At 71.9% G+C, this 20,674-nt stretch carries 19 protein-coding genes; 1 reads left to right on the forward strand and 18 read right to left on the reverse strand.

Going from position 1 to position 20,674, the window contains the following annotated elements; genetic code table 11:
• Positions 1-131: 131 nt before the first annotated feature.
• The 15 genes from PYR72_RS15920 to mnmA form a co-directional block, all read right to left on the reverse strand.
• Positions 132-347, reverse strand: coding sequence for a hypothetical protein (locus PYR72_RS15920; RefSeq protein WP_275455957.1), 216 nt, complete (start codon positions 345-347; stop codon positions 132-134).
• 185 nt (positions 348-532) lie between these two features.
• Positions 533-1,147 (reverse strand): hypothetical protein, encoded by a 615-nt coding sequence (locus PYR72_RS15925; RefSeq protein WP_275455958.1) that lies wholly within the window; start codon positions 1,145-1,147, stop codon positions 533-535.
• Positions 1,148-1,182: 35 nt separating this feature from the next.
• On the reverse strand, positions 1,183-1,758 hold the full coding sequence (locus tag PYR72_RS15930; protein ID WP_275455959.1) for a GNAT family protein: 576 nt from the start codon (positions 1,756-1,758) through the stop codon (positions 1,183-1,185).
• Positions 1,736-3,979 carry an MMPL family transporter gene (locus PYR72_RS15935; RefSeq protein WP_275455960.1) on the reverse strand — a complete coding sequence of 748 codons (2,244 nt, stop codon included), beginning with the start codon at positions 3,977-3,979 and terminating at the stop codon, positions 1,736-1,738. The genes PYR72_RS15930 and PYR72_RS15935 overlap by 23 nt, the downstream gene beginning before the upstream one ends.
• 225 nt (positions 3,980-4,204) lie before the next feature.
• Positions 4,205-5,719, reverse strand: coding sequence for an Asp-tRNA(Asn)/Glu-tRNA(Gln) amidotransferase subunit GatB (gene gatB / locus PYR72_RS15940; RefSeq protein ID WP_275455961.1), 1,515 nt, complete (start codon positions 5,717-5,719; stop codon positions 4,205-4,207).
• A 15-nt stretch (positions 5,720-5,734) separates the two neighbouring features.
• Positions 5,735-5,977, reverse strand: coding sequence for a hypothetical protein (locus PYR72_RS15945; protein ID WP_013000505.1), 243 nt, complete (start codon positions 5,975-5,977; stop codon positions 5,735-5,737).
• A complete protein-coding gene (gatA, locus tag PYR72_RS15950) occupies positions 5,974-7,470 on the reverse strand; it encodes an Asp-tRNA(Asn)/Glu-tRNA(Gln) amidotransferase subunit GatA (protein WP_275455962.1) in 1,497 nt (498 codons plus the stop codon). Before gatA ends, PYR72_RS15945 begins: the two co-directional genes overlap by 4 nt.
• Positions 7,471-7,477: 7 nt before the next feature.
• Positions 7,478-7,774, reverse strand: coding sequence for an Asp-tRNA(Asn)/Glu-tRNA(Gln) amidotransferase subunit GatC (gene gatC, locus PYR72_RS15955; RefSeq protein ID WP_013000507.1), 297 nt, complete (start codon positions 7,772-7,774; stop codon positions 7,478-7,480).
• A 550-nt stretch (positions 7,775-8,324) separates the two neighbouring features.
• Positions 8,325-10,691, reverse strand: coding sequence for a bifunctional diguanylate cyclase/phosphodiesterase (locus PYR72_RS15960; RefSeq protein WP_275455963.1), 2,367 nt, complete (start codon positions 10,689-10,691; stop codon positions 8,325-8,327).
• A gap of 226 nt (positions 10,692-10,917) precedes the next feature.
• The gene (gene ligA / locus PYR72_RS15965) at positions 10,918-13,137 is read right to left on the reverse strand and encodes an NAD-dependent DNA ligase LigA (protein WP_275455964.1); all 2,220 of its coding nucleotides are present in this window, start codon (positions 13,135-13,137) and stop codon (positions 10,918-10,920) included.
• Positions 13,138-13,152: 15 nt separating this feature from the next.
• Positions 13,153-14,163, reverse strand: coding sequence for a methionine synthase (locus tag PYR72_RS15970; RefSeq protein ID WP_275455965.1), 1,011 nt, complete (start codon positions 14,161-14,163; stop codon positions 13,153-13,155).
• Positions 14,164-14,393: 230 nt separating this feature from the next.
• Positions 14,394-15,083 (reverse strand): SDR family oxidoreductase, encoded by a 690-nt coding sequence (locus tag PYR72_RS15975; protein ID WP_275455966.1) that lies wholly within the window; start codon positions 15,081-15,083, stop codon positions 14,394-14,396.
• A 40-nt stretch (positions 15,084-15,123) separates the two neighbouring features.
• Positions 15,124-15,663 carry a TIGR00730 family Rossman fold protein gene (locus PYR72_RS15980; RefSeq protein ID WP_275455967.1) on the reverse strand — a complete coding sequence of 180 codons (540 nt, stop codon included), beginning with the start codon at positions 15,661-15,663 and terminating at the stop codon, positions 15,124-15,126.
• Positions 15,664-15,672: 9 nt separating this feature from the next.
• Positions 15,673-16,446 carry a class I SAM-dependent methyltransferase gene (locus tag PYR72_RS15985; protein WP_275455968.1) on the reverse strand — a complete coding sequence of 258 codons (774 nt, stop codon included), beginning with the start codon at positions 16,444-16,446 and terminating at the stop codon, positions 15,673-15,675.
• Positions 16,447-16,785: 339 nt separating this feature from the next.
• Positions 16,786-17,916: a tRNA 2-thiouridine(34) synthase MnmA gene (gene mnmA / locus PYR72_RS15990; RefSeq protein WP_275455969.1), complete on the reverse strand. Its 1,131-nt coding sequence runs from the start codon at positions 17,914-17,916 to the stop codon at positions 16,786-16,788.
• Positions 17,917-17,976: 60 nt separating this feature from the next.
• Between mnmA and PYR72_RS15995 the strand changes: the two genes are divergently transcribed.
• Positions 17,977-18,696: a peptidoglycan recognition family protein gene (locus PYR72_RS15995; protein ID WP_059084420.1), complete on the forward strand. Its 720-nt coding sequence runs from the start codon at positions 17,977-17,979 to the stop codon at positions 18,694-18,696.
• A gap of 64 nt (positions 18,697-18,760) precedes the next feature.
• On the opposite strand, the gene PYR72_RS16000 is transcribed toward PYR72_RS15995, so the two are convergent.
• The 3 genes from PYR72_RS16000 to PYR72_RS16010 all read right to left on the reverse strand — a co-directional run bounded on the left by PYR72_RS16000 (position 18,761) and on the right by PYR72_RS16010 (position 20,579).
• Entirely contained in the window at positions 18,761-19,930 is a 1,170-nt protein-coding gene (locus PYR72_RS16000; RefSeq protein WP_275455970.1) for a cysteine desulfurase family protein, read from the reverse strand.
• A gap of 74 nt (positions 19,931-20,004) precedes the next feature.
• Positions 20,005-20,295, reverse strand: a complete 291-nt coding sequence (locus PYR72_RS16005) for a DUF4190 domain-containing protein (protein WP_275455971.1) — start codon at positions 20,293-20,295, stop codon at positions 20,005-20,007.
• A gap of 119 nt (positions 20,296-20,414) precedes the next feature.
• Entirely contained in the window at positions 20,415-20,579 is a 165-nt protein-coding gene (locus PYR72_RS16010) for a hypothetical protein (protein ID WP_275455972.1), read from the reverse strand.
• Positions 20,580-20,674 lie beyond the last annotated feature (95 nt).

Raw genomic sequence — 20,674 nt, forward strand, 5'->3', positions numbered from 1 at the left:
CGCTCCGGCACCGATTATCCGCAGGCCCCGGCCGGCCGGCGGCAGCTCGCCCTCCGTCCGCCCGGCCGCCGCCTCGCCACGCCCGGCCTTCCCGCGGCCGGGGGCGGCGGCCACGTGGCCCCGCCCTCCGTTCACGCGGTGCGGAGGAAGCGGAGTCGGCGTATCCGTTCTCCCACCACCGACCGTTCGGCGTCCTTGTCCCCTTCCCCGTCGGCGGACCTCGCCGCCGTCCTGGAGTCGTGTGCGGCCGCGCGGCGGGCGCGGAGGGCCTCGCGTACCTGACGGTGGTGCTCCGCCGCACGGATCAGTTCCGCGGATCGGATCTGCTGGAGTTCGTACTCGAACATCTCGTGCCCCTGGTGAAGAGTCGGTCTCGGCTCGCTGATTGCGATGACTCCACCTTCGTCTCCCAGGCGGGGCGGCCACATCGGGAGAGTTCCGCATCTTGGACGCGCGAGGGGCCTTAGGTCCGTCATAGGGATGCCTACGACGGGCCTAAGGCCCCTCAGAAACCGTCCCGCCGCGGCGGGCGTCAGGTGCTCGGCAGCGCCAGCAGCAGGTCGGAGTACTTCAGGGCGGCGAGCACCAGCCCGATGAAGCCGACCGAGACACCGGCCCAGGCCACCGACTTGATCCACGGCGCCTGCACCTGGTCGGGGTCCCCGAACGCGGGCCGCACCAGCACGGCGACGCCGACGATCAGCCCGATCAGGGCGAACACGCCGCCCCACAGCGCGGCAGCGTGCCAGGCGTCTCCGTAGACGGCCTGGAGCTGTGTGGCGACGGTGGCGTTCGACGCGGCCTGCATCTCCAGCTGGCCGGTGATCTCCTCGCGCGCGGAGGCGACCGTGCCGACCCAGCCGCCGGTCAGCGACACCAGGCCCAGCACCACGGACACGATGCCGGCGGCACCCTGCCCCACACCCGGCGTCGCCCTGGCGACGGCCGGCGGGAACGCGTCGTCGACCTCTCCGGCCTCGTCGGAACCGTCGCCCTCGACCGTGTCGCCGGTGTCCGTCGCGGCCGTGCGGTCCTGCTCCTTCGCCGCGTCGTCCTCGGTGACGTCGGCGGTCTTCACCGGCGCGTCGTCGTTCGTGGCCTCGGTGCCCGTGCCGGCACCGGTCTCGTCAACTGTTGTGGTTCCCATACCTCGCACCGTACGAATGTTGTCTGAGAGGTTTCTTAATGATCGCTGTGAGCCTCGCGATCACGTGCCGCGCGCCATTCGGGCGCCAGGACGGACCATATCTCCACGTCGTGCCGGACCCCCCGATGGGGATACCTCTCCCGCTGCACACCGTCCCTGACCATGCCGAGCCGCCGTGCCACGTTCAGGCTCGGCGTGTTGCCCGAGGCGGCGATCCACTCGACGCGGTGGATCGCGCGGACGTCGACGGCCCAGTCGATGAGGACGCGCATCGCGCGCGTGACCAGCCCCCGGCCCGTGCCGGCGGGCTCCAGCCAGCAGCCGACCTCGCAGTTGGCGTTCTCCGCGTCGAAGTTGAGGAAGAGGACGCCGCCGACGAGAGTGCCGTCGAGCCAGATGCCGTGCAGGGAGCCGGTGTCGGCGGCGCGCATGTCGGCGTACCGCTGGAGGACGGCGCGCGCACCGTCGGTGTCCTTGGCGCTCTGGCCGAAGGGGACGTACGCGTTGATGAAGTCCCGCCCCCGGTCCAGGTGCGTGAGGAACTCCTCGGCGTGCCAGGGTTCCAGCGGCCGCAGTTCGGCCCCGTCGTCACCCAGGGATATCGCGTACATCCTTCGGCCGCTCCTGTTCCTGTTCCCGTTCCAGCTCTTCCACCACGACGTCCGCGAGCCTCTCATGGGCGGCACGGGATTCGGGCGGTTCGATGCTGATCCGGGGCATGCGCCGGTCGAGCCAGCGGGGCAGCCACCAGTTGGCGCCGCCGAGCAGGTGCATGAGGGCGGGGACGAGGAGGGTGCGCAGGACGAAGGCGTCCAGGGCCACGGCTGCGGCCAGCGCGATGCCGAACATCGCGATCACCCGGTCGCCGCTGAGCACGAAGGCGAGGAAGACGGAGATCATGATGACCGCCGCGGAGTTGATGACCCGGCTGGTCTCGGCGAGGCCCACCCGGACGGCGCGGCGGTTGTCGCCGGTCTCCAGCCACTCCTCGTACATCCGGCTGACCAGGAAGACCTGGTAGTCCATGGAGAGCCCGAAGAGGACCGAGACCATGATCACGGGGAGGAAGGGCTCGATCGGTCCGGCGCGGCCGAGGCCCAGCAGTTCGCTCCCCCAGCCCCACTGGAAGATCGCGACGACGACACCGAACGCCGCGGCGACGGCGGCCACGTTCATCGCGGCGGCCTTGAGCGGTATCCCGATGGACCGGAAGGCGAGCAGGAGCAGCAGACACCCGAGGCCGATGACGACGCCCACGAACAGCGGCAGCTTGCCGACGATGACGTCCGCGAAGTCGTCGTACCCGGCGGTCACCCCGCCGACGTGCAGATCGAGGGTGGTACCGGTCTCGGCGCGCGGCAGTACCTCGTCGCGCAGCCGTTCGACCAGTGCACTGGTCTTCGCGGACTGCGGGGAGGAGTCGGGGACGACGGTGAGGTACGCGGTGTCGCCGCCGGTGTTGTACGTCACCGGAGTGACGGCCGAGACGCCCTCGGTGGCCCGGAGCGTGGTGTCGAGGTTGTCGAGCGCGAGCTTGTCGGCGGCGCCGTCGACCTTGGTGACGAGGGTGAGCGGGCCGTTCACGCCGGGTCCGAAGCCCCCGGCGAGGAGGTCGTACGCCTGGCGGGTGGTCGTCGTGGCGGGGTCGTTGCCCTGGTCGGAGGTGCCGAGGCGCAGTCCGAGGGTGGGCAGGGCGAGCAGGGTCATGACGACCAGGGCGATCGCGCCGAGCTTCTTGGGGTGCCGTTCGACGAAGGCGGACCAGCGGGCGGCGAAGCCGGTGGGCAGTTCGGGCTCGGGGCCGTGCTCGGCGAGGCGGCGGCGCTCGCGGCGGCTGAGGGCGCGCATGCCGATGAACGACAGCAGGGCCGGCAGCAGCGTCACGGAGGCGGCGACGGTGAGGACCACGGTGAGCGAGGCGGCTATCGCCACGCCGTTGAGGAAACCGAGCCGCAGGATCAGCATGCCCAGCAGGGCTATGCAGACCGTGGCACCGGCGAAGACGACGGCCCGCCCGGTCGTCGCGACCGCGTTCCGCGCGGCCTCCTCGACGGGCAGACCCCGTTTCAGGCCCCGGCGGTGCCGGGTCACGATGAACAGCGCGTAGTCGATGCCCACGCCGAGGCCGATCAGGGTGCCCAGCATGGGCGCGAAGTCGGCGACCGTCATCGCGTGCCCGAGCAGCGTGATCCCCGCATAGGCGGTGCCCACACTGACCAGGGCGGTCGCGATCGGCAGCAGGCTGGCGGCGAGCGAGCCGAACGCCAGGAAGAGGACCACGGCGGCGACGAGGACCCCGACGATCTCGGCGAGGTGGCCGCCGGAGGTCTCGGTGAGCCCGATCGAGGTGCCGCCCAGCTCCACCTGGAGCCCGTCGCGGTCCGCGGCCCTCGCGGCGTCGACGACGGCCTCGGCCTGCGCCTTGTCCACGTCCTCGGCCGGCTTGTCGAAGGTGACGGTGGCGTACGCCGTACGGCCGTCCGCGCTGATCCGGCCGCCGTCTGCGCCGTCGTACGGGTCGGTGACGGCGGCGACGCCCGGCAGGACGGCGATGCGGTCGAGGGTCCGGGTCATCGTCTGCTCGACGGCGGCGGCCCGGACGGACCCCTTGTCCGTGTGCCAGACGACGGTGGCGCTGTCGCCGCTGACGCCCGGGAAGCCCTGGTTCAGCAGGTCGGTGGCGCGGCTGGACTCGGTTCCGGGGGTCCCGTAGTCGTTGGAGTACGCGGCTCCCGCCACGGCGGCTCCGGCGGCCGTGCCCGCGAAGGCGAGAAGCCACAGAAGGACGGCGACGAGACGGTGCCGGACACACCAGCGCGCAAGGGCTGCCACGGATCGTGCTCCTGAGGGGGGAGGCATGAGCGATTCCTGGCAACTGTTGCACCACAATGTGATCGTTTGGCCCCTTTGAGGGTCTCCTCACACCGGATGGGAGCCACCTCACAGGACAGATGCCGCCACTCTGTCACCCCGCGTCACCGCCGTTGCGCATGCCCGAGGACGGCCCATCGCCGTGATGTGCCGCCCTCGGGGATACGCGGTGGAACCGCCGTGCGTTCAGCCCTCGGTGACGCCCAGCTTCTCCAGGATCAGCTCCTTGACGCGGGCCGCGTCGGCCTGGCCGCGGGTGGCCTTCATGACCGCGCCCACCAGGGCACCGGCCGCGGCGACCTTGCCGGAGCGGATCTTGTCGGCGATGCCCGGGTTGCCGGCGATGGCCTCGTCGACGGCGGCACCCAGGGCGCCCTCGTCGGAGACGACCTTCAGACCGCGCTTGTCGACGACCTCGTCCGGGGTGCCTTCGCCCGCGAGGACGCCCTCGATGACCTGCCGGGCCAGCTTGTCGTTCAGGTCGCCCTTGGTGACCAGCTCGGTGACCCGGGCGACCTGCTCCGGCGTGATCGCCAGCTCGTCCAGCGCGCTGCCGGACTCGTTGGCGCTGCGGGCCAGCTCGCCCATCCACCACTTGCGCGCGGAGGCGGCATCCGCCCCGGCCTCGATGGTGGCGACAATGAGGTCCAGGGCGCCTGCGTTGAGGATCGCCTGCATCTCGGTGCCCGAGACGCCCCACTCCGCGAGGAGCCGGTTGCGGCGGACCAGCGGCAGCTCGGGCAGCGCGGCCCGCAGCTCCTCGACCCATGCGCGGGAGGGGGCCACCGGAACGAGGTCCGGCTCGGGGAAGTACCGGTAGTCCTCGGCCTCCTCCTTCACACGGCCCGAGGTCGTGGACCCCGTGTCCTCGTGGAAGTGCCGGGTCTCCTGGATGATCGTCCCGCCGTCGTTCAGGACGGCCGCGTGCCGCTGGATCTCGAAGCGCGCGGCACGCTCGACGGACCGCAGCGAGTTCACGTTCTTCGTCTCGGAACGCGTGCCGAACTTCTCGCGGCCGTGCGGGCGCAGCGACAGGTTCACGTCGCAGCGCATCTGGCCCATCTCCATGCGGGCCTCCGAGACGCCGAGCGCCTTGATGACCTCGCGCAGCTCACGGACGTACGCCTTGGCGACCTCGGGAGCCCGCTCGCCGGCGCCCTCGATCGGCTTGGTGACGATCTCGATGAGGGGGATGCCGGCACGGTTGTAGTCGAGCAGCGAGTGCGAGGCGCCGTGGATACGGCCCGTCGCACCGCCGACGTGCGTCGACTTGCCGGTGTCCTCCTCCATGTGGGCGCGCTCGATCTCCACACGGAAGGTCTCCCCGTCCTCCAGCTGGACGTCGAGGTAGCCGTTGAAGGCGATCGGCTCGTCGTACTGGGAGGTCTGGAAGTTCTTCGGCATGTCCGGATAGAAGTAGTTCTTCCGGGCGAAGCGGCACCACTCGGCGATCTCGCAGTTCAGCGCGAGACCGATCTTGATCGCCGACTCGACGCCGATCGCGTTGACGACCGGGAGCGCGCCGGGCAGGCCGAGGCAGGTGGGGCAGGTCTGCGTGTTGGCGTCCTGACCGAGTTCGGTCGAGCAGCCGCAGAACATCTTCGTCTTGGTGCCGAGTTCGACATGGACCTCAAGGCCCATGACGGGGTCGTACGACGCCAGCGCGTCCTCGTACGACACCAGGTCGGTCGTGGTGGTCACGGTCTTACTTCCCTCTCAGCCCAGCAGGACGTCGTCGTCGCCCAGCCGCTTCAGTTCGCGGTAGAGAACGGCGAGGCCGGTGACGATGCCGATGGCGGCCACGGACGCGTCGATCAGCCGCAGCGTGTCCTGCTCGGCGCGAGCCTTCCTGATCCGCTTGGCGATGCCCCACGCGCCGAAGGCGGTGGTGGCGATGGACACGTACGTACCGGACTTGGACTTCTGGAAGTCCTTGGCCTTGGACAGTGTCTTGCTCACAGCGACGGAGCCTCCTCGAGAAGCGGGTGCCCCCACTTTTCCACGAAGGCGCCCTCGACGGCGGCGCCGACCTTGTAAAGACGGTCGTCCTTCAGCGCCGGGGCGATGATCTGCAGTCCGACCGGGAGCCCGTCCTCCGGCGCGAGGCCGCAGGGCAGGGACATCGCGGCGTTGCCCGCGAGGTTGGTCGGGATGGTGCAGAGGTCGGCCAGGTACATCGCCATCGGGTCGTCGGCGCGCTCGCCGATCGGGAAGGCGGTGGTGGGCGTGGTCGGCGAGACGATGACGTCGACCTGCTCGAACGACTTCTCGAAGTCCCGCGTGATGAGCGTACGGACCTTCTGGGCGCTGCCGTAGTACGCGTCGTAGTAGCCGGAGCTGAGCGCGTACGTGCCGAGCATGATGCGGCGCTTGACCTCGGGGCCGAAGCCCGCCTCACGGGTGAGGGAGGTGACCGTCTCGGCGGAGTTCGTGCCGTCGTCGCCGGTCCGCAGGCCGTAGCGCAGCCCGTCGAAGCGGGCGAGGTTGCTCGAACACTCGCTCGGCGCGATCAGGTAGTACGCGGCCAGCGCCAGGTCGAACGACGGGCAGTCCAGCTCGACGATCTCGGCGCCCAGTTCCTTCAGCAGCGCGACGGACTCGTCGAACCGCTGGACCACACCGGCCTGGTAGCCCTCGCCGCGGAACTGCTTGACGACACCGACCCGCATCCCGGCGACGCTGCCGTTGCGCGCGGCCTCGACGACCGGCGGGACCGGGGCGTCGATGGACGTGGAGTCGAGCGGGTCGTGACCGGCGATGACCTCGTGCAGCAGCGCCGCGTCCAGCACGGTGCGGGCACAGGGTCCGCCCTGGTCGAGGGAGGAGGAGAACGCGACCATGCCGTAGCGGGAGACCGCGCCGTACGTCGGCTTGACGCCGACCGTGCCGGTGACGGCGGCCGGCTGACGGATGGAGCCGCCGGTGTCGGTGCCGATGGCGAGGGGTGCCTGGTAGGAGGCGAGGGAGGCGGAGGAACCGCCGCCGGAGCCGCCGGGGATGCGGGTGAGGTCCCAGGGGTTGCCGGTCGGGCCGTACGCGCTGTTCTCCGTCGACGACCCCATGGCGAACTCGTCCATGTTGGTCTTGCCGAGGATGACGACGTCGGCGTCCTTGAGGCGCTTGGTGAGCGTGGCGTCGTACGGCGGGATCCAGCCCTCCAGGATCTTCGAGCCCACGGTGGTCGGGATGCCGACCGTGGTGAAGATGTCCTTGAGCGCGAGCGGGACACCGGCGAGCGGGCCGAGCTTCTCGCCCCTGGCCTTCTTCTCGTCGACGGCGCGGGCCTGGGCGAGGGCGCCCTCGCGGTCGACGTGCAGGAAGGCGTGCACCTTCTCGTCGACGGCCTCGATCCGGGCCAGGTGGGCCTCGGTGACCTGCACGGCGGTGAGTTCACCGGCGGCGATCCTCGCGGCGATCTCCGCCGCGGTGAGCTTGATGATGCTGTCGGTCATGACGTGATCAGTCCTCCCCCAGGATCTGCGGCACCTTGAAACGCTGCTGCTCCTGGGCCGGGGCGGCGGCGAGCGCCTGCTCGGGGGTGAGCGACGGACGGACCTCGTCCGCGCGCATGACGTTCGTCAGCGGCAGCGGGTGCGAGGTCGGTGGTACATCTTGGTCGGCGACCTCACTGACGCGGGCGACCGCGCCGATGATGTCGTCCAGCTGACCCGCGAAGTGTTCGAGCTCTTCGGGCTTCAGCTCCAGACGCGCCAGCCGGGCGAGGTGGGCGACCTCCTCGCGCGTAATGCCAGGCATGCAGCGATCCTCTGGGGTGAGTGTGTGTGGTTTGGCGCCAATCCTAGGGGGCGCGGGGCGCTCACCGCGCCGCTGGGCCGGGGCGCCTCATGACTCGGGGGCACTTGTACGCCGGCGAATACGGATGCGTGGGGCTTCCCGCGCAGTTCCCCGCGCCCCTCAAAGACCAGGCCCTACGGGCCTGACAAGCGACGGGGCCGCGCCGCTGCGCCGAGGCGCCTCATGACTCGGGGGCACTTGTACGCCGGCGAATACGGATGCGTGGGGCTTCCCGCGCAGTTCCCCGCGCCCCTCAAAGACCAGGCCCTACGGGCCTGACAAGCGACGGGCCTGCGGGGCTGAAGGGCCACGGAGCCGCGGGGCTGAAAAGCTCGGGGCGCAGCCCCGGCTTTTCAGGGGCGCGGGGAACTACGCGAGAAGCCCCACCGGAGCCGCACCCGCCGACGAGACCCGCACCCCCGAGCTGTCAGGCGCCGTCCCTCTCCACCGGAGCCGCACCCCCGAGCTGTCAGGCGCCGTCCCCCTCCACCGGAGCCGCACCCCCGAGCTGTCAGGCGCCGTCCCCCTCCACCGCCGCAGGCAACGCCGCGGCCGGTCGCTGCCACCCCCGGGACCCCCGTGCCCGCAGCCACGCCGTGGCCTCCTCGGGAGGCATCGCGGCGGCGACCAGCCACCCCTGGACCGCGTCGCACCCCAGATCCCGCAACCGCTCCCACGTCTCGTCGTCCTCGACGCCCTCCGCGACGACGAGCAGCCCCAGCGAATGCGCGAGATCGACCGTGCAGCGCACGATCTCCGCGTCCTCGTTGTCGATCGCCAGCCGGGCCACGAACGACCGGTCGATCTTCAGCTCGCTCACCGGCAGCCGCCGCAGATGCACCAGGGACGAGTACCCGGTGCCGAAGTCGTCCAGCGACATCTTCACGCCGTGCCCGGTCAGCCCGGCGAGGGTGTCCGCGGCGCGCTGCGGGTCCTCCAGCAGCACGTGTTCCGTTATCTCCAGCTGCAGCGCCCCGGCGGGCACCCCGTGCCGGGCGAGCCGCGCGGCCACCGCGCCGGCGAAGCCGGGGGTGTGGACGTCGCGCGGGGACACGTTCACCGCCACCGGTACGTGCAGCCCCTGCGCACGCCACCGTGCCACCTGCCCCAGCGCGGTCTCCAGCACGTACTCCGTCAGATGCGGCATCAGCCCGGAGGACTCGGCGATCGCTATGAACTCGTCCGGCGGCACCTTGCCGCGCTCGGGATGCACCCACCGCACCAGCGCCTCCAGGCCGGCGACCTGCCCGTCGAAGCGGACCTTCGGCTGGTAGTGCAGCTCGACCTCGTGCGCGTCGAGCGCGCGTCGCAGGTCGCCCAGCAGACCGAGCCGGTCCGGGGTGTTCGAGTCCCGTTTGGACTCGTAGACCTCGACGCCCGTACGGTCCCGCTTCGCCTGGTACATCGCCACGTCCGCCCGCCGCAGCAGCCCCTCCGCGTCGACCGCGTGGTCGGGGAAGACGGCGAGCCCGGCACTGGCCTCCAGGACGAGGGTGAGCCCGTCGAGGTCGAGCGGTGAGCCGAGCGCGGCGACGAGGTTGCGGGCGACCCGCGACGCGGACGTCGTGGAGTCGGCGACGGGCAGCAGTACGGCGAACTCGTCGCCGCCGAGCCGCGCGGCCTCCGCTCCGCGGGGCAGGGCGGCCCGGAGCCGGTCCGCTATCTGCAACAGCAACCGGTCGCCCGCGAGATGCCCGAGCGTGTCGTTGACGGACCGGAAGCGGTCGAGGTCGATCAGCATCAGCGCCGACCGCGCCCCGATGCGTTCGGCGTCGTCCAGCGCGGTCCAGGTCCGCTCCAGCAGCCACTGCCGGTTCGGCAGACCCGTGAGCGGGTCACGCAGCTGTTCCTCGGCGCGGGCGCGGGCTATCCACAGGGTGGAGTCGAGCGCGATGAGGGGGATGGCGAACAGCGGCAGCAGCAGGGGCTTGGCCAGGGCGACGACACAGACGAGGGGCGCGATGCCGAGCAGCGCGACGGCGACGAGCCCCTGTCTGACCAGGGCCGTCCGCGCGACGGTGGGCAGTCCGCCGCGCGGTGCGGCCAGGTGCCAGAGCAGCACACGGCTGACCAAGAGATAGGCGACGGCGACCAGCGCCACCTGGGGCGCCGAGTAGAGGTTCCAGCTGTCCGGGTCCCAGGGCCGCTCCACCGACGGGACGCGGCCGAACACCCGCAGGACGAGCGCGCCGGCGCCGATGCCGAGGATGTCGACCGCCCCGTGCAGGACGCCCTGACGCCAGCGGCCCCGGCGGGCGACGCCGACGAGGACGACGACGGTGAGGCTGACCATCCCGGCGGCCACCCAGCCGTAGAGCAGCAGGACGGCGAGGGTGAGGGCGGCGCCGGAGCCGGTGCCGCCCCACCAGCGGGCGCGGCCCATGGCGACGAGGTGGCCGACGATGATGCCGGTCAGGAGGGCGAGGGACCAGCCGACCGTGCCGGCCGGGAAGAGGGCGTGCGGCCCGGCGAACGCCCGGTAGAAACCGGCGCCGAGAACGGCGCCGGCGAGGCCCACGATCACGGCGGGCAGCGCGGGCCACGTCAGGTGCCGGTCGGCGTCGTGGCCCGGCAGTCCGTGTCCGCGGCCCTCGGCGAGCGCGCCGGTGACGACGGGTGCCCCGCCCGTGCCGGCGGTGGTGCCGGAGGGGAGCTGGGCCGGACCGGGGACGAGGGGGCCGGGCGCGTTCGTGCCCGCACGCCCCGGCGGCCATGCCGTAGCGGTCCCGGACCGCACCACCGTCCGTCCGGAGGTGTCCTCCCGGCTTCCCTCGGACGGGCGTCCCCCCGTGAGCAGGAAGCGCCCCCGTCGCCAGGCCCCGGACACCCGGCGCAGGCGCAGCCGTGAGTCCGGGGCGACGCTCTCGGTCGGTTCCATACCCGTCCCTCTCACAGCCGGCGGTGCCCACGCCACGCGGCCCGTTGCTCTCGACGACCTCAACGGCACCGCGTCCACAAACCCGCCACGCGTCCGGGCACGGCAGGCGCACACCTCAACAGTAGGCCGCACAAGGCTTTCACGGGCAGCGGTCGACGTCGGTTGCCCGAATGCGACCGGCCACCCGTATGCATCTGGTATGCGCCGAACGGGTGGTCTTCAACCCCTACTCCTCGATCGGGAGCGCGACTTCCGCTGCCGCGTCCGGGCCCTGTTCGAGCAGCACGGCGAAGCCGTCCTCGTCCAGGACGGGCACCTTGAGCTGCATCGCCTTGTCGTGCTTGGAGCCCGGGTTCTCGCCCACCACGACGAACGAGGTCTTCTTCGACACCGAGCCGGTCACCTTGGCGCCCCGGCTCTGCAGCGCCTCCTTGGCCCCGTCGCGCGTGTGGTGTTCGAGTGTGCCGGTGACCACGACCGTCAGTCCTTCGAGGGGCCTGGGTCCCTCGTCCTCGCCGGCTCCCCTGTCCTCCAGGGGGACACCGGCCGCCTTCCACTTACGGATGATCTCGCGGTGCCATTCCTCGGCGAACCACTCCTCCAGGGCCTTCGCGACGATGGCGCCCACGCCGTCGACCGCCGTGAGTTCCTCCTGCGTGGCCTGCTCGATCCGGTCGATCGAGCGGAACTCGCGGGCCAGGGCCTGGGCGGCGACCGGTCCGACGTGGCGGATGGAGAGCCCGTTGAGGAAACGGGCGAGGGGGCGGCTCTTGGCCTCCTCGATCTTCTGCAGCAGCGCGAGGGTGTTCTTCTTGGGCTCGCCCTTCTGGTTGGCGAAGACCGTGACGACCTTCGGCTCGCCCGTCTTCGGGTCGTGCTTGGGCAGACCGCTGTCCGCGTCCAGGACGTACGCCTTGATGGGGAGCAGTTTCTCCACCGTGAGGTCGAAGAGGTCGCCCTCGTCGACCAGGGGCGGGTCGGCGGGCTCCAGCGGCCGGGTGAGGGCCGCGGCGGCGACCCCGCCGAAGTGCTCGATGTCCAGGCACTCCCGGCCCGCCAGATAGGAGACGCGCTCCCTCAACTGGGCGGGGCAGCTGCGGGCGTTGGGGCACCGCAGATCGATGTCGCCCTCCTTCATCGGGCGCAGCGGCGTCCCGCACTCAGGGCACTCCGTCGGCATCTCGAACCGGCGGGTCTCTCCCTCGACACGCAGGTCGACGACCGGGCCGAGGATCTCGGGGATGACGTCACCGGCCTTGCGGATGACGACCGTGTCCCCGATGAGGACGTTCTTGGCCTTGACGACCTCCTGGTTGTGGAGGGTGGCGAACTCGACCTCCGAGCCGGCCACGGTGACCGGCTCGACCTGGGCGTACGGCGTGACCCGGCCGGTGCGGCCGACGCCCACCTTGATGTCGATGAGCTTGGTGTTGACCTCTTCCGGCGCGTACTTGTACGCGATGGCCCAGCGGGGTGCGCGCGCCGTCGACCCGAGCCGGCCCTGCAGCCGGATCTCGTCCAGCTTGACGACCGCGCCGTCGATCTCGTGCGCCACGGAGTGGCGGTGTTCGCCGTAGTAGGCGATGAACTCCCGTGCGCCGTCGAGGTCGTCGACCACCCGGTTGTGCTCGGCGGTGGGCAGGCCCCAGGACCTGAGGAGGTCGTAGGCCTCGGAGAGGCGGGTGAAGCCGCCGTCGAAGCCCTCCAGGGCGCCGATGCCGTGGACCACCATGTGCAGCGGCAGGGTGGCCGTGACCTTGGGGTCCTTCTGGCGCAGCGAACCCGAGGCGGAGTTGCGGGGGTTGGCGTACGGCTTCTCGCCGGCCGCCACGCGGCGTTCGTTGAGGCCCTGGAACGCCTCCATCGGGAAGTAGACCTCGCCGCGGATCTCGACGAGCCGCGGGACGCGGTCGCCCTTCAGCCGGTGCGGGATCTCCGCGATCGTCCTGACGTTGGGGGTGATGTCCTCGCCGGTCCGGCCGGTGCCGCGGGTGGCGGCGCGGGTGAGGCGGCCGTCCTCGTAGGTCAGGTTCACCGCGAGGCCGTCGATCTTCAGCTCGCACAGCAGGTGGTAGTCGGTGGTGCCGACGTCCTTGGCGACGCGCTCGGCCCAGGCGGCGAGCCCCTCGTCGTCGAAGACGTTGTCGAGGGAGAGCATGCGCTCGCGGTGCTCCACCTCGGCGAGGTCCGTCTCGTACTCGACGGCGACCTTCTGCGTCGGCGAGTCCGGGGTGCGCAGCTCTGTGTACTCGTCCTCCAACGCCTCCAGGGTGCGCAGGAGTTCGTCGAACTCCGCGTCGCTGACGACGGGGGCGTCCTTCACGTAGTACCGGAAGCGGTGCTCCTCGATCTGTTCGGCGAGCCGCGCGTGCTTCTCGCGTGCCTCGGCGGGCACCGCCGCCTCGGCGGGTACCGATGTGGGCTGTGCGTCCTTGTCGCCGGCCACCGTGTCGTCCTCCCGTTACTCTGGGTTGTCCGCGAGGGATCTCGCCGCCTTGACGCAGTGGGCGAGCGCCGCGCGCGCGTACGCCGGGGAGACCCCCGCGAGCCCGCACGCCGGAGTGAGTGTGACCGCGTCCGCGAGAAGCCCCGGATGCAGTCCCAGCCTGCGCCACAGCGTCCTGACACCCATGACGCTACCGGCAGGGTCCGACAATGCCCCCTCCGTGGTCGGCACGACACCGGCCAGCAGCTTGGTTCCGCCCTCGACCGCTTCACCGATCGCGTCGTCGTCACGTTCGGTGAGCAGCGAGAAGTCGAAGGAGATCCCGGCGGCGCCCGCGCGGCGCAGGAGCGCGAACGGGACGTCGGGGGCGCACGAGTGCACGATCACCGCGCCCTGTGCCGCGTCGACGACGTTCCGCAGGGTGGCCTCGACGAGTTGACGGTCGACGGCGCGGTGGGTGCGGTAGCCGCTGGCGCTCCTGACCTGGCCGCGCAGGACGGCGATGAGGGAGGGTTCGTCGAGCTGGAGGACGAGTTGGGCTCGCGGGGCGCGTCGGCGGAGCTCGGCGAGGTGCTGGCGCAGGCCCTCGGCGAGGGAGCCGGCGAGGTCCCGGCAGGCGCCGGGGTCGGAGAGGGCCACCTCGCCGTTCCTCAGTTCCAGGGCGGCGGCGAGGGTCCAGGGGCCGACGGCCTGGACCTTCAGCGGGCCGGTGTACTCCTGGGTGAACTCCTCCAGGGCGTCCAGGTCCTCGCCCAGCCACGAGCGGGCCCGGCGGGTGTCGCGGCCCGGGCGGTCGCCGAGCCGCCAGCCGCTGGGTTCCACGCGCGCGTACAGCTCGACCAGCATCCCCGCGGTTCTGCCGATCATGTCGGCGCCGGGGCCCCGGGCGGGGAGTTCGGGGAGGTGTGCCATGCCTGTCTCCGGCCACTCGAAGGTGCCGGTGACTGTCTTGGCGGCTTCTCGGGCGTCCCCGCCGGGCATGGACCCCACGCCGGTGGCGGGCCCGAAACTGATGTCTTCGCTCACGCCCCGAAGCCTACGGTTCCCTTGGGGGTGCGTGGTCGGGTGCGGGTGCGTGGGGCTTCTCGCGCAGTTCCCCGCGCCCCTAAAACATCAGGCCCCTGCGGGCCTGAAAGTCAACCGGCCTGCGGGCCCGAAAAGCACGGGGCGCAGCCCCTGCTTTTCAGGGGCGCGGGGAACTGCGCGACCAGCCCCCACGCAGCCGCACCCGACCACGCCCCCACCCGGCAGCGCCCTCACGCTCCCGGGCGGACCGTCAGGTCGTTCACCTCCGCGTCGCGGGGCAGGTCCAACGCCATGAGGATCGTCGTGGCGACCGACTCGGGGGCGATCCAGCGGGACGGGTCGTACTCCTTGCCCTCCTGCTGGTGCACCTTCGCCTGCATGGGGCTGGCGGTGCGCCCGGGGTAGACCGTGGTCACCCGCACCCCGTTGCCGTGCTCCTCCCACCGCAGGGAGTCCGCCAGTGCCTTGAGCCCGTGCTTGGACGCGGCGTACGCCGACCAGTCCGCGTGCGCGTTCAGTCCCGCGCCGGAGTTGACGAAGAGCACATGGCCGCGGGCGGCCCGGAGCTGGGGCAGGAAGTGGCGGGTCAGTTCGGCGGGGGCGACGAGATTGACGTTGAGCTGGTGGCGCCAGGTCCTGGGGGTCAGCTCGCCGACCGGGCCGAGGTCGACCACGCCCGCGATGTGCAACAGCGAGTCCACCCGGTCCGGCAGGCTCTGGTGGGAGAAGGCCCAGGAGATCTTGTCCGGGTCCGCCAGATCGGCGACCAGCGTCCTCGCCCCCGGGAACTGCGCGGCCAGTTCCTTCGCGCGTCCGGCGTCGCGCGCGTGCAGCACGAGGTCGTCCCCGCGCTCGTGCAGCCGTCGGGCGACGACCGCGCCGATGCCGGAACCCGCCCCGGTGATCACATGAGTAGCCATGCGGTCATGCTCGCATCACCGGAGCGGGACGGGAAACGTCTCAGGCCACGCCCCGGCTCTCCTCCAGGTACGCCAGCGCCCCGACCGGCTCCTCGGCGAAGAAGACCAGGTCGGTGAGCGGGCGGGGCAGGAAGCCCTCGTCCTCCATCCGCCGGAACTGTTCCTTCAGGCCGTCGTAGAAGCCCGCGGTGTTGAGCAGGACGACCGGCATCTCGGTGTGGCCGTGCTTCTTCAGCTCCAGGATCTCGGTCGCCTCGTCGAGCGTGCCGGTCCCGCCGACCATGACGACGACCGCGTCGGCCTTCTCCAGGAGCAGCCGCTTCCGCTCGGCGAGGTCCCGCGCGATCACCATCTCGTCCGTGTTCGGCCGCGTCTTGGCCGCCAGGAACTCGACGGAGACGCCCAGCAGCCTGCCGCCCGCCTCCTGCACGCCGTCGGCGACCACCTTCATCAGCCCGACGTCCGAGCCGCCCCACACCAGGGTGTGCCCGCCCTTGCCGAGGAGCGTGGCGAACTCCTTCGCGGGGCGGGTGTAGCGGTCGTCGAGGTCGGCGGCGGAGAGGAAGACGCAGATGTTCATGGGTCCACGTTAGGGGGCGGAGCCGCCCTCGGGGTCCGCTCGTCCGCCGGCTTCCGCGGCGAGCGTCGCGCGGATCCTGGACTGCCGGTGCGGCAGGTCCTCCCAGTCGTCCATCAGCCGGGCGGACAGGCCGTGGGTGCGCGCCAGGTCGACGAGGGTCTCGGTGCGGTAGTAGAAGTCCTCGTGCAGCACCTGGTGTTCGGCACCTTCGGTGCGGCCGAAGGTGAAGTCGAAGTACCCGCCGGGGGCGAGGACGCGGCCGACGTGCGCGAGGCACTGCTCGATGACGTGCGGCGGCGAGTGGGAGAACACGCTGTGCGCGTGGACGACGTCGAAGTGGCCGGCGGGCAGGAAGGCGAACGTGAGGTCGGCGACGAGCGCGAGATGGGGGAGCTTGGACTGCAGGCCCTCCCGCGCGAGGGTGCGCTGGGCCTCCATGAGGATGGCCGGCGAGATGTCGATGCCGTAGTAGTTCCCGGTGTCCAGGTGGTCGATGAACAGGCGCCCGGCCCGCAGGTTCCCGCAGCCGATCTCCAGCATCCGGTGCCCGGGCTCCAGACCGTGCCGCAGGAGGTAGTCGAACTGCATCCGGCCGATGCGTTCCCACTTCTCGACGGACGGGTTGTGCCCGACGGCCGCCTCGGGGCTGCGTGACGTGTCCGCGGCCATGACGGCCCGGTAGTAGGAGATGTGGTCGCGGTGCTTGAGCTGAAGCCAGGTGTCCCGCGCGACCCGACGGGCGTGCGCGGGCACACGCCGGGGGTGGCGCAGGGCGTACCGCATCCGGTGTCCGAGACTCCGCCGGTTGCGTGACGCGTCCCGGAGCGGATCACGGGACCCGTCGTGCGACGGATCACGAGGCGCTTCCCGCGAGGGGCCGCGAGGCGCTTCCCGGGACGGATCACGAGGGGCGTCCCGGGGCGGATCCGGGTGCTGCGACGGGTCCGGGGACGGGCCTCGGGGCGGGCCCGTCTGTCCTGCCGGATCTGTGGCTGTCATGGCGACCTCCTACGTCCCCCTGCGGCCCGCCAGGGCCTCCTGGAAGAGCTCGAAGCTCACCAAGCAGCCTGCGGCCCGGACGCGGGGACGGCTACCCGGGGAGGGGCGATCGTGGTCGCGGCCCTAGGAAACAGCCGCCCCCGCGCGCGTGGTCGAGGCGATCGTCGCGGAGCCGACGACGCGCGTGCCGTCGTACAGCACGATCGCCTGGCCGGGGGCCACCCCGCGGACCGGCTCCGTGAAGGCGACCTCCAGGGTGCCGTCAACCAGTTCCGCGCGGACCTCGGTCTCGCCGCCGTGGGCGCGGAGCTGGGCGGTGTAGATGCCGGGGCCGGTGGGGGCCGCGCCGCACCAGCGGGGGCGGATCGCGGTCAGGGCCTCGACGTCGAGGGAGGGCGCCGGGCCGACCGTCACCGTGTTGTTCACCGGGGAGATGTCGAGGACGTAGCGCGGCTTGCCGTCGGGGGCGGGCGTGCCGATGCGCAGGCCCTTGCGCTGGCCGATGGTGTAGCCGTACGCGCCCTCGTGGGTGCCGAGGACGGTGCCGGACTCGTCGACGATGTCGCCCTCGGAGCGGCCCAGGCGGTTCGCGAGGAAGCCCTGGGTGTCGCCGTCTGCGATGAAGCAGATGTCGTGGGAGTCGGGCTTCTTGGCGACGGCGAGCCCCCTGCGCTCGGCCTCGGCGCGGATCTCGTCCTTCGTCGTCACGGTGTCGCCGAGGGGGAACAGCGCATGGGCGAGCTGCCGGTCGTCGAGCACGCCGAGGACGTACGACTGGTCCTTGGCCATGTCGGAGGCGCGGTGCAGCTCCCGGGTGCCGTCCTCGCGCACGAGCACCTGGGCGTAGTGGCCGGTGCAGACGGCGTCGAAGCCCAGGGCGAGGGCCTTGTCGAGCAGGGCCGCGAACTTGATCTTCTCGTTGCAGCGCAGGCAGGGGTTCGGGGTGCGTCCGGCCTCGTACTCGGCGACGAAGTCCTCGACGACGTCCTCGCGGAAGCGCTCGGCGAGGTCCCACACGTAGAAGGGGATGCCGATGACGTCGGCGGCGCGGCGGGCGTCCCGGGAGTCCTCGATCGTGCAGCAGCCGCGCGCGCCGGTCCGGAACGACTGCGGGTTGGCGGACAGCGCCAGGTGGACGCCCGTCACGTCGTGCCCGGCTTCCGCCGCGCGGGCGGCGGCCACGGCGGAGTCGACCCCGCCGGACATGGCGGCGAGGACACGGAGGGGGCGGGGGCGCTGCGAGATCTCAGTCATAACCCTTCCAGGGTACGGGGCGCCGGGAACCGGAACCCGCGGATATCCGTTGACGGTCTCGTGGGAACGAGAAGGGCTTCGAAGAGCGGATCCGGGGGCGGCGGCGCGAGCGCCTCCGGGGGCGGGGACACGGGCCGGCGCGTCGGGCGGCGGGCGCTGCTCATCGGCACGGCCGTGGCCGCCGTCGGTACGGCCGTGGTGGCCCAGGACGAGCTGAAGCGCGCCTGGTGGCGGGTGCCCGGTGTCTCGAAGCCGCGCAAGGCGGGCGAGGTCGACTACGCGGGCGCGAAGTGGATCGAGGCGTCGGACGCGAACTGGCGGCTGGCGGACCGGCCGGACGACTTCGGCGTGGACATGGTGATCATCCATGTCACCCAGGGCAGTTTCGCCAGCGCGGTCAAGGTCTTCCGGGACCCGGCGCACGGCGCGGCCGCGCACTACATCGTCCGCAAGGACGGCCGTGTCACCCAGATGATCCGCGAGCTGGACGTGGCCTACCACGCGGGCAACCGCGACTACAACGAGCGCAGTGTCGGCATCGAGCACGAGGGCTTCGTGGAGAAGCCCGAGGACTTCACCGCGGAGATGTACGAGGCGTCGGCGCGGCTGACGGCCCGGATCTGCGCGCGGTACGACATCCCCGTCGACCGTGAGCACATCCTCGGCCATGTCGAGGTGCCGGGGACGGACCACACCGACCCCGGTGAGGGCTGGGACTGGGACCGCTACATGAAGCTGGTCCGCGCGGCGGCGGCCGCCGAGGCGTCGGCCTCCGCCTGACGCGACGGGCGCAGGCCGATGCCGTGACGCGCCCGGCGCCGACCGGTGGCGCGCCCGGCGCCGCTCAGCTCAGGCCCGCGTTGCGGGCGCGTTCCACCACCGGGCCGATGGCCTTGACGACCGCCTCGACGTCCGCCTCGGTGGAGGTGTGGCCGAGGGAGAAGCGGAGGGTGCCGCGGGCCAGCTCGGGGTCGGTGCCGGTGGCGAGGAGGACGTGGCTCGGCTGGGCGACCCCGGCGGTGCAGGCGGAGCCCGTGGAGCACTCGATGCCCTGGGCGTCGAGCAGCAGCAGCAGGGAGTCGCCCTCGCAGCCGGGGAAGGTGAAGTGGGCGTTGGCCGGGAGGCGTCCCCCCGGCGCCGGGTCACCGCCCAGGACGGCGTCCGGCACCGCCGTACGGACCGCCTCGACCAGGGCGTCGCGCAGGGCGCCGATCTCCCGGGCGAACCACGCGTGCTGTTCGGCGGCGAGCCGTCCGGCGACCGCGAAGGAGGCGACGGCCGGGACGTCGAGCGTGCCGGAGCGGACGTGGCGCTCCTGGCCGCCGCCGTGCAGGACGGGGACGGGGCTGTACTCACGGCCCAGCAGCAGCGCGCCGATGCCGTACGGGCCGCCGACCTTGTGGCCGGAGACGGTCATGGCGGCGAGGCCGGAGGCGCCGAAGTCGACCGGGATCTGACCGAACGCCTGGACCGCGTCGGCGTGCAGCGGGACGCCGAACTCCTGGGCCACATCGGCGAGTTCACGGACCGGCATGATCGTGCCGATCTCGTTGTTGGCCCACATGACGGTGGCGAGGGCCACGTCGTCGGGGTTGCGGGCGACGGCCTCGCGCAGCGCGTCCGGGTGGACCCTGCCGTACGCGTCGACGGGGAGGTACTCGACGGTGGCGCCCTCGTGTTCACCGAGCCAGTGGACGGCGTCGAGGACCGCGTGGTGCTCGACGGGGCTGGCGAGGACCCGGGTGCGGGCCGGGTCGGCGGCGCGGCGGGCCCAGTACAGGCCCTTGACGGCGAGGTTGTCGGCCTCGGTTCCGCCGGAGGTGAGGACCACCTCGCTCGGCCGGGCTCCGAGGGCCTCGGCGAGGGTCTCGCGGGCCTCCTCGACGGTACGCCGCGCTCGGCGGCCGGAGGCGTGCAGCGAGGAGGCGTTGCCGGTGACGCTCAGCTGGGCGGTCAGGGCCTCTGCCGCCTCGGGGAGCATCGGGGTGGTCGCCGCGTGGTCGAGGTAAGCCATGGTGAGCCGATTCTACGGGGCCCTGTACAGGTGGCCTCGGGGTGCTCTCGGTCCGGGCGGCACCCGGCTCCGCCTCAGAAGCTCCAGGAGACCGTGTCGGTGCTCTGCATCAGCGCGGCCAGGACCACCAGGTCGGCGACGCCCAGCCCGAGACCGAGGAAGGCACGGCCCCGTCGCGTCGTGCCGCGCTTCAGGGCGACGGCCGCCAGGACGATGGCGATGGGACCGAGGAAGAGGTTGAGGACGAGCAGCCCGAGGAGGCCGAGGACGAAGGAGGCGACGGCCATGCCGTCGGCGTCCCGGACCCCGGTACGGGTGCGGGTGGTGGTGGTTCCGGTCTGCGGACGTGCGGCGGTGAGCTGCATGGTCGGTCTGCTCCCTACGGGGCTCTCGGGGGACGGTCGTTCGCGGGGAACGGCGGGTCGGTGAACGGCGGGGCGATGGCGGGCGGTCGGCGGGCCTGGCGGTCGGACGTGCCGGCCGGTCAGTCGGTGGCGCGGCCGCGGCGGGCGTGGCGCTCGCGGTAGGCGAAGACTGCCAGCCAGAGGGCGATCCCGGCGGCCAGGGCGGACGAGACGGCCATCGGCACATGGGCGACGGTGCCGAGGACGACACCCAGCAGCAGCAGTGCGGCGACCAGGAACAGCATGAGGGACCCGCCTCTCGTTTCGGTTCGTCGGTCCGGTCGGTCCGGTGACGCTTGGGTGAACGATTGTGGTTACAACTGTTCACTGACTCCCAAGT

Source organism: Streptomyces sp. VNUA24 (assembly GCF_029167005.1).
GTDB classification, from domain to species: domain Bacteria; phylum Actinomycetota; class Actinomycetes; order Streptomycetales; family Streptomycetaceae; genus Streptomyces; species Streptomyces scabiei.